This window comes from Pseudomonas agarici, assembly GCF_001543125.1.
Classification (GTDB): Bacteria; Pseudomonadota; Gammaproteobacteria; order Pseudomonadales; family Pseudomonadaceae; genus Aquipseudomonas; species Aquipseudomonas agarici.
The window spans coordinates 3222053-3230914 of sequence record NZ_CP014135.1 but is presented as its reverse complement, the minus strand read 5'-3'; the positions used below and the strand labels follow the sequence as shown (position 1 = coordinate 3230914).

The following is an 8862-nucleotide window of genomic DNA, read 5'->3' as shown; positions in this document are numbered from 1 at the left end:
TGCGCGAACCGTACTATATCGAGGAGCAGAACCTGCGCTTTCAAGGGCAGTACCTGGACCGCGAGACGGGGCTGCACTACAACACGTTTAGGTTCTATGATCCGGATGTGGGGCGGTTTACCACGCCGGACCCGATTGGGTTGGCGGGTGGGATTAATCTCTATCAGTATGCGCCGAATCCGCTAACGTGGATCGATCCATGGGGATGGGCGCCGTGCAGTATTACAACCAAAAAACTTCAGGCTCATGCTAATGCAGCTAAAAAAACGGTGTATCGCAATCCACAGCGCTCACTGACGATGAAACAAAGGGCGGCGACAAAGCGGGCTTACGATAGAGGTGACTTAGGTCAAGCACACTCCCGGTACCGGCGTTATGTCGGCCAACGGATTGATGCCGAGTTCAAACGAAGAGTACTGGCTGATTCATCGCTTGCGCACTTGAATGTATCAAAATCAGGTCAACGTCTGCCGGATGTGTATGATCCGAAAAGCCAAGCCTGGTGGGATCTGACAACCAAGGCAGACTGGGCTAGAGGCACGCATCAGAGGCGATATGGCGACTGGGGAAATGGTTATGAAGGAGTTACATGGTGAATAATCGTATTGAGTCAAAGATATTATCCGGGCTTGAGCAGGACGGCTTGGTCCTCCTAGAGAAGACTTTTTTCAAAAGCGAATCAATTCAGACATGTAAGCTGAGAAATTCCAAACTTTCCTATCCAATTTTCGATGGTTGTCTTTTGGAAAATTGTGTATTCGAAAAAAGTGATTTCTCCAACTCACGCTTCTTCAATGTGACCATATTGAATCTGTGTGACTTCAAAAACGTCGACTTTCGTAGTGCGGGATTGAATAATAGTGTATTCGATAGTTGCACTTTCGTAAAGTGCGACTTTCGCAAGACCGCTTTTAATGAGTGCACCTTTAATAATTGCATATTTGACCAATGCAAAATAATTAACAATACATTCAATGCAAAAAAAATCAAGAACTGCAAATTAATTGGAAAAATTCAAGAAATAACTTTCACCTCAGAGCAACCAAACACTCTGTTGAGGATTGATTTTGGAAGGTGCGAGTTAGATTACGTAAATTTTGAAAACTGTAACCTCGAAGAGATCGTCCCACCAGTTGACACACAACACATTTACTTTAAAGATTTGTCGGATCGGGCAAAAAAAGCACTTTCTTATTTGATGACACAACCTGACAGCTCAATAAATATACTATTAAAACGACGACTGAAGAATTTTTCCACTCAACGAGGATGGATTTTTAATATTAAAAACCTTGAAACTATTGAAGGCCAGGAATACTCAAAGCGCATTATCTCTCTTTTGACGGATATGAAGTAATTGTTCAAGATACAATAAGAAAAAAATATTCAATTTGCTAATACATGAAAGGTCCACTAAAGATTTCATATTGTATGCGCCGCCGGTGCGGGTCGATGGCCTCGGCGACGTACAGAAAACCCGCTACTACCACACCGACCCCAACGGCCTGCCCGAGCAACTGACGGAGGCCGATGGCACCCGGGTATGGCAGGCGCGCTACAAAGTCTGGGGCAACACCCTGGAAGAAGTGCGCGAGCCGTACTATATCGAGGAACAGAACCTGCGCTTTCAAGGGCAGTACCTGGACCGCGAGACGGGGCTGCACTACAACACGTTTAGGTTTTATGATCCGGATGTGGGGCGGTTTTCAGCGCCTCGTTTGCGGGGCTGACTGCTACCTGACAGCGCAAAGGGCGCAGATTTGTTTTAGATAAAAATGGAACGCCTGATCGCCAAGATCACCGCCAATGGCCGTATCGAGTACCACTACAATCCGCTCGATAAACTGACATCGAACCAGTCGTCGCTCACCCGCCCCCAGCAAAAGCACCTCCTACACCGTGGTCTATCCTCCAGGCGTCACTAAAGCTCGACACAGGAGACAGCGAATGGATGCACGAGAAAGAGCTTTGATGCGGGCCAGCGTGGCACTGGAGTTGTTGATCAGTACCCTGAAGAAACACGATCTGCAAGTCCCGCTTTCCCTGGACGATCCCCACCTCAAGGAACTGATCACCCACCTGCGGGACAATTTGCTGGACGCCCGAGCGAACGCGAGCATTTCCAGTTTCATGGCCTCGATCAACAAGACCTTCACTGATAGCCCGCTGCTCAATGCCCACGGCGTGGATAGCTTGCTGGCGGCGCTGAAGAATGTGGATGGGCTGCTCAAGGAAGCTGGCGAACAGCACGAGCCGCTGCATCTGGTTTAGAGGCGGCACGAAATGTTTTCGAGCGAAGGCCAGGCGAGCCGACTTTCAATGCTGCATGGGCGAGCGCAGATATATACAGGGCCGAGATAAATACAGCCCGGTAAGGGCTTGCCAGTGGCGTAGTCCTTGAGACCGGCGTTTGCGATGAAAATATCGCACTGGAATAAAAAATGGGCACCCGATCCCATCGGCGTGCCCATTTTTTTGTAACGCTCCCCTTGCTCCGGGAGTCCAGCCTGACGCTTACGGGTTGACGCTATCTTTGAGCGACTTGCCCGGCTTGAATGCAACGGTATTGCTGGCCTTGATTTTCACCGGCTCGCCGGTTTGCGGGTTTTTGCCGGTGCGAGCACCGCGATGACGCTGCAGGAAAGTGCCGAAACCCACCAGGGTGACGCTGTCTTTGCGGTGCAGCGCGCCGGTGATTTCTTCGAGAACGGCGTTGAGAACGCGGTTGGCCTGTTCTTTGGTGAGATCCGCTTTTTCAGCGATTGCAGCGGCAAGTTCTGGTTTACGCATAGTGAAGCCTCTTTGACGGTTTTTTGTTGTTATGTCCGTGCTGTTCTTCCAGAACAGCGCCCAAGGCGCCGCAGGCTCTACTCTGCGGCAGACGGGAGTGAGGATGGCACGGCCTCGGCGCCCGCGCCAGTCTGTCTGTGAGCTTTAACTGCGCAAAAGCAAGGTGTTCGCGACAGAACACCCGCCATTTACGCCAGCAGTGGTGGGAGCTCTTTGTTAAGGGCCAGTTTTTCCATGACCGCACCGCCAGTCAGGGCGTATCCGAGCAGGCGACCGCTGGCATCGCGGCACAACGCCTTGATGTCCGCGCCCTGCCCTTCGACCGTCCATACCCCCTCCATTCCCCGTGGCGGTGGCGAAACGACCAGCGGGCAGACGGGTGTCTTCACAGTGATGGGCATGGCGCCATAGCTCACCGCCGTGGCGTTGCCGGCCAGGGTCTGAGCCAGGGCGCGGGCACAGCTCATCAGCGCCATGACGTATAGCAGGTTCAGGCCGTCGACCTCGGCACAGTCGCCCAGGGCATAAATATTGGCGTGAGAGGTTTTCAGATAGCGATCCACCACCACCCCACGATTGACCTGCAACCCCGCCGCCGCAGCCAGGTCGGTACGTGGGCGCAGGCCGATGGCCGAGAGTACCACGTCACAGACCAGGGTTTCGCCGTTGGACAGGTGCGCCTCCAGGTGATCACCAGCGTGTTGCAGGCGGGTCAGCACCGGACCGAGGTGGAAACGCGCACCGAGGCCTTCCAGGCCAGCCTGCACCGCAGTAGCAGCCGTTGGGTGCAGCAGGGTCGGCATGATTTGTTCGCAGGGAGCAACCAGATCGACTTCATAGCCGCCGAGGATCAGGTCATTGGCGAATTCGCAGCCGATCAGCCCGGCGCCCAGCAGCAACACGCGCTTTTTTCCGGCCACTGCCGCGCGGAAACGGGCGTAGTCCTCCAGGTCGTTGATCGGAAAGATCGCTTCGGAGGCGTCGCCTTCCACCGCTACACGCACGGTTTGCGCGCCCCAGGCCAGGATCAGGTCGCGGTAGTTCACTGCCTCTTCGCCGATCCACAGGCGCTTGTGGCCCGGATCGATCCCGCTGATGGGGGTGTGAGTGCGGATCTCGGCCTTGAGCTGCTCGGCCATCGCACCCGGCTCGGCCATGCTCAACTCGTCGGCGTCCTTGTTCTTGCCAAAGCCGGTGGACAACATGGGCTTGGAGTAGGAGCGCCCGTCATCGGCGGTGATCAGCAACAGCGCAGTTTCGCCGTCGAGCTTGCGAAACTCGCGGGCCAGGTTGTAGCCGGCCAATCCGGTACCGACGATCACGACAGGTGCACTCATGCCTTTCTCCAGGCCCATTGAAAGGTGTTTGAATTTGCTCAATCAGGCGATTTCGATCATCTCGAAATCCATCTTGCCGACACCACAGTCCGGGCACAGCCAGTCTTCTGGAACATCCAGCCAAGAGGTGCCGGGCTTGATGCCATCATCCGGCCACCCCTTGGCCTCGTCGTAGATCAGGCCACAGACCACGCATTGCCATTTTTTCCGATGTTTCGGAGCATCTGGCTTTGGGTGCTTTTCATGTTTCTCATGATGATGATGCGCCTGCTCTTTTAAATCGCTCATTCCTATTTTCCTCGGTTCCCAGGCATTGATCGGCACGGACAGTCGATGAGTACAGCGTTGCCGTCCGGCTCAGGGGGTTTTGTACTGATCGAAGTCGGCAGATGCAAGCACGATCACTAGCCGTGGCCGCCCAAGCGCTCTAAATTAGCCGAGCACCCTGTGATAAGCTCGTCGCCTCACTGGCTGCCAATCAACTGCTTATCGTGCCGCACAAAGCCCCATTTCCGGCGTCTCCCACCTGGCTCACACAATGCCGACTGGCGACCCCGCCCAACGCCCAAACCCTCGACTGGCTGTTCGACGAGGGTTCGCTGACCCGCCGTCTGACTGGACTTTGCGACAACGCCTTCAGTGTCACGCCGCTGTTCGAGGGCTGGCAACCGTTGCGCGACGACGAGCGCGCTGCCCTGGACCTGCCCGCCGCTAGCCTCGGCTGGGTGCGCGAGGTGTATCTGTGTGGCCACGGCCAGCCTTGGGTGTTTGCCCGTAGCGTGGCGGCACAGGATGCCTTGCAGCAAGGTGGACTGAACATGGCCGAGCTGGGCAGCCGTTCTCTGGGTGAGTTGCTGTTCTGCGATCAGGCGTTCGAACGCCAGGTCATCGAAGTCTGCCATTACCCCGCACAATGGCTGCCGGCGCAATACCGCGTGAATGACCTTTGGGCCCGCCGCTCACGCTTCAATCGCGGCCCCTTGAGCCTGCTGGTGGCGGAAATATTCCTGCCGAGCCTGTGGCAGGCCGTGAATGCCGACCGGGAGCCTTGCTGATGTACCTGAACCTACTCAAGTCCATGAACCGCTTGCATCCGCGTGCCTGGGACTTCCTGCAACTGACGCGGATGGACAAGCCCATCGGCATCTATCTGCTGCTGTGGCCGACCCTGAGCGCGCTGTGGATTGCCGCCAAGGGCGTGCCGTCGCTGGGCCATCTGCTGATCTTCACCTTTGGCGTGGTGCTGACCCGCGCAGGCGGTTGCGCGATCAACGATTTCGCCGACCGTAAGGTCGACGGCCATGTCAAGCGCACCGCACAACGACCGCTGGCGGCAGGCAGAATCAGTGGCAGGGAAGCGGTGGCGGTGTTCGGGCTGCTGATGGGCATCAGTTTCCTGCTGGTGTTGTGCACCAACGCCACCACGGTCTGGTTTTCCCTCGGCGCGCTGGCCCTGGCGGCCTGCTATCCGTTTATGAAGCGCTACACCTATTACCCGCAGGTGGTGTTGGGGGCGGCGTACTCCTGGGGTATCCCAATGGCGTTCACCGCACAGGGCGCCAGCCTGCCCATGGCGGCCTGGTTGCTGTACATCGCCAACCTGCTGTGGACGGTGGCCTTCGACACTTATTATGCGATGACCGACCGCGAGGACGACCTGAAGATCGGGGTGAAGTCCACCGCCATCCTGTTCGGCGACGCCGACCGGGCGATTATCCTGACCTTGCAGGGCCTGATGCTCGGCTGCCTGCTGCTGGCCGGAGCACGTTTCGAGCTAGGCGGCTGGTTCCACGCCGGATTGCTGGTGGCAGCAACGTGTTTTGCCTGGGAGTCCTGGACCACCCGCGACCGCGACCCGCAGCGCTGCTTGCAGATGTTCCTGCACAACCATTGGGCGGGACTGGCGATCTTTATCGGGGTGGTGCTCGATTACGCGCTTCACTGACCAACCGGACCTGACAGGACACAACGGAACCTGGAACCCGGCTGGTCGGCGAAGCGTTTGCCGATAATGAAGACCTTCTCGTGGGCAAACTCCACTCCCGCAGGGAACGGTAGTGAATCAGGGTTTGGCGACGTGCCAGACACCGCCCTTGCCGTCACCGTTCTTGTCACCTTTCTTATCGTCCTTGAAGGTATACAGCGGCTTACCAGCATAGGCCCACTGCAACTTGCCGTCATCGCGCTTGATCACGCTCCACTTATCATCCCCCTTGTCTGTGGCGCTAGCGCTCAGCGGCGGCCAGTTGGTTTCGCAGGGATCACCATTGCAGGCCGACTTCCCGGCAGAGTCCTTGTCGAAGGTATAAAGCGTCATGCCATGGTGATCGACCAACACTCCCTTGTGGCTCATTCCGGGACCGGCCATCATCTTCTCGTGGCTCATCGCCGAATCGGCCTTCATCCCCTCATGGCCCATCGCCGGATCGGCGGCCCAAGCCCACGCTGGCAGCGACAGCGCCGCAGCTACCATCAAGACTTTCAACGAAAACGCAGAGCGAGTCATCAGAACCTTCCTTTCGTGGTTGTAGATTCGAACTCCCAGCGTAGCCCATGGAAGCGGCAATTGCCGCAGACACGAAAATTGTCACATGACTGCAATAATTTCGTTATCTAATGCGACGCAAGACGGTTAAATGACAAGAGGATTAAGCGATATGGTTGGCAGGAGCATTCTGATCGTCGACGACGAAGCCCCGATTCGGGAGATGATCGCTGTCGCCCTGGAGATGGCCGGTTATGACTGCCTGGAAGCCGAAAACTCTCAACAGGCCCATGCAATCATTGTCGATCGCAAGCCTGACCTGATCCTGCTCGACTGGATGCTGCCCGGCACCTCGGGTATCGAACTGGCCCGGCGTCTCAAGCGCGACGAGCTGACGGGCGATATCCCGATCATCATGCTCACCGCCAAAGGCGAGGAAGACAACAAGATCCAGGGCCTTGAAGTCGGCGCCGATGACTACATCACCAAGCCCTTTTCCCCTCGCGAGCTGGTCGCCCGCCTGAAGGCCGTGTTGCGCCGCGCCGGCCCGACCGACGGCGAAGCGCCGATCGAAGTCGGCGGCTTGCTGCTCGATCCCATCAGTCACCGCGTGACCATCGACGGCAAGCCCGCGGAAATGGGCCCCACCGAATACCGCCTGCTGCAGTTCTTCATGACCCACCAGGAACGCGCCTACACCCGTGGGCAGTTACTCGACCAGGTCTGGGGCGGCAACGTCTACGTCGAAGAGCGTACCGTCGACGTGCATATCCGCCGTCTGCGCAAAGCCCTCGGCGATGCCTACGAGAATCTGGTACAAACGGTACGCGGCACCGGTTATCGGTTTTCCACCAAGGGCTGAACCGATTTTCGCGCAATGATTGCTGACAAGGACGCATGTTGAAGTGAATCAAAACTGGCATGGCACCCTGATCCGCCATTTGTTGTTGCTGGCGACCGCCTGCCTGCTGGTCGGCCTGATCACTGGTTATTACGGTTGGGCAGTGGCTGTCGGCCTGGGGATTTACCTTGGCTGGACCCTCAAACAGTTGATGCGCCTGCATGAATGGCTGCGCCAACACAAACCCGAAGAAGCACCACCGGACGGCTATGGTCTGTGGGGCGATGTGTTCGACAGCATCTATCACTTGCAGCGCCGCGACCAACGCGTGCGCGGGCGCCTGCAAGCGGTGATCGATCGGGTCCAGGAGTCCACCGCCGCCCTCAAGGACGCGGTGATCATGCTCGACAGCGACGGCAACCTGGAATGGTGGAACCGTGCCGCGGAAACCCTGCTCGGCCTCAAGACTCCACAGGACAGCGGCCAACCGGTGACCAATCTGGTGCGTCACCCGCGCTTCAAGGAGTATTTCGAGCAAGACAGTTACGCCGAGCCGCTGGAAATTCCTTCGCCGACCAACGACCGCTTGCGTATTCAGCTGTACATCACCCGCTACGGCAATAACGAGCACCTGATGCTGGTGCGCGATGTCACACGCATCCACCAGTTGGAACAGATGCGCAAGGACTTCATCGCCAACGTATCTCACGAACTGCGCACGCCGCTGACGGTGATCTGCGGTTACTTGGAAACGCTGCTGGATAACGTCGAGGAAGTGAACCCGCGCTGGCTCCGTGCCCTGCAGCAGATGCAGCAGCAAGGCGGGCGCATGCAGACCCTGCTCAATGACCTGCTGCTGCTGGCGAAGCTGGAAGCCACCGGCTACCCGTCGGATAACCAGCCAGTACGCATCGACACCCTGCTGCAATCGATCCGCAATGACGCCCAGGCGCTGTCCGGGCAGCGCAATCAGACCATTATCCTGGAGGCCGACGACTGCGTCCGGCTCAAGGGCAGCGAGGCGGAATTGCGCAGCGCGTTTTCCAACCTGGTATTCAACGCCGTCAAATACACCCCGGCCGAAGGCACTATCCGCATCCGCTGGTGGGGCGACGAACACGGCGCGCACCTCAGTGTGCAAGATTCGGGCATCGGCATCGACAACAAACACCTGCCGCGCCTGACTGAACGTTTTTACCGTGTCGACTCAAGCCGCAACTCCAACACCGGCGGCACCGGGCTCGGCCTGGCCATCGTCAAGCATGTGCTACTGCGCCATCGCGCCCGCCTGGAAATCAGCAGCGTACTGGGCCACGGCAGTCAGTTCACCTGCCATTTCGTCCCGGCACAAGTCACTCGCGAGCACAAAAACAAGCTGTCCACTTGATCACCGTACAGGCCACTAGTGG

General features: G+C 57.4%; 11 protein-coding genes and 1 pseudogene. 8 read left to right on the top strand and 4 right to left on the bottom strand.

What is annotated here, in order from left to right:
* The 4 genes and pseudogenes from AWM79_RS14115 to AWM79_RS14100 form a co-directional block, all read left to right on the top strand.
* The coding region (locus AWM79_RS14115) for an RHS repeat-associated core domain-containing protein (protein ID WP_167375430.1) at positions 1-596 on the top strand (596 nt) is incomplete at its 5' end.
* Positions 590-1357: a pentapeptide repeat-containing protein gene (locus AWM79_RS26095; RefSeq protein WP_060783102.1), complete on the top strand. Its 768-nt coding sequence runs from the start codon at positions 590-592 to the stop codon at positions 1355-1357. The genes AWM79_RS14115 and AWM79_RS26095, both read left to right, overlap by 7 nt.
* 73 nt (positions 1358-1430) lie before the next feature.
* Positions 1431-1715: pseudogene (locus AWM79_RS14105) on the top strand (RHS repeat-associated core domain-containing protein); the annotation flags it as partial.
* 232 nt (positions 1716-1947) lie between these two features.
* On the top strand, positions 1948-2271 hold the full coding sequence (locus tag AWM79_RS14100; RefSeq protein WP_244159559.1) for a ubiquitin family protein: 324 nt from the start codon (positions 1948-1950) through the stop codon (positions 2269-2271).
* Positions 2272-2514: 243 nt separating this feature from the next.
* Here the strand turns inward: AWM79_RS14100 and AWM79_RS14095 are convergent, their stop codons facing one another.
* From AWM79_RS14095 to AWM79_RS25620, 3 genes are all read right to left on the bottom strand, one after another.
* Positions 2515-2790, bottom strand: coding sequence for an HU family DNA-binding protein (locus tag AWM79_RS14095; RefSeq protein WP_003213368.1), 276 nt, complete (start codon positions 2788-2790; stop codon positions 2515-2517).
* Positions 2791-2978: 188 nt separating this feature from the next.
* Positions 2979-4127, bottom strand: coding sequence for an NAD(P)/FAD-dependent oxidoreductase (locus AWM79_RS14090; protein ID WP_060783099.1), 1149 nt, complete (start codon positions 4125-4127; stop codon positions 2979-2981).
* Between the two features lie 42 nt (positions 4128-4169).
* Complete coding sequence (locus AWM79_RS25620; protein ID WP_026013219.1) at positions 4170-4319, bottom strand: rubredoxin; 150 nt, start codon at positions 4317-4319, stop codon at positions 4170-4172.
* A gap of 299 nt (positions 4320-4618) precedes the next feature.
* Here AWM79_RS25620 and AWM79_RS14080 point away from each other — a divergent pair, with 299 nt between their 5' ends.
* Both AWM79_RS14080 and ubiA read left to right on the top strand, forming a co-directional pair.
* Positions 4619-5182, top strand: coding sequence for a chorismate--pyruvate lyase family protein (locus tag AWM79_RS14080; protein WP_017132350.1), 564 nt, complete (start codon positions 4619-4621; stop codon positions 5180-5182).
* The gene (gene ubiA / locus AWM79_RS14075) at positions 5182-6072 is read left to right on the top strand and encodes a 4-hydroxybenzoate octaprenyltransferase (protein WP_017132349.1); all 891 of its coding nucleotides are present in this window, start codon (positions 5182-5184) and stop codon (positions 6070-6072) included. The genes AWM79_RS14080 and ubiA overlap by 1 nt, the downstream gene beginning before the upstream one ends.
* 117 nt (positions 6073-6189) lie before the next feature.
* On the opposite strand, the gene AWM79_RS14070 is transcribed toward ubiA, so the two are convergent.
* A complete protein-coding gene (locus AWM79_RS14070) occupies positions 6190-6633 on the bottom strand; it encodes a COG4315 family predicted lipoprotein (RefSeq protein WP_060783098.1) in 444 nt (147 codons plus the stop codon).
* A gap of 151 nt (positions 6634-6784) precedes the next feature.
* Here AWM79_RS14070 and phoB point away from each other — a divergent pair, with 151 nt between their 5' ends.
* Positions 6785-7474 carry a phosphate regulon transcriptional regulator PhoB gene (gene phoB, locus AWM79_RS14065; protein WP_003176964.1) on the top strand — a complete coding sequence of 230 codons (690 nt, stop codon included), beginning with the start codon at positions 6785-6787 and terminating at the stop codon, positions 7472-7474.
* A 43-nt stretch (positions 7475-7517) separates the two neighbouring features.
* Positions 7518-8840, top strand: coding sequence for a phosphate regulon sensor histidine kinase PhoR (gene phoR, locus AWM79_RS14060; protein ID WP_017132347.1), 1323 nt, complete (start codon positions 7518-7520; stop codon positions 8838-8840).
* Positions 8841-8862: the final 22 nt, after the last annotated feature.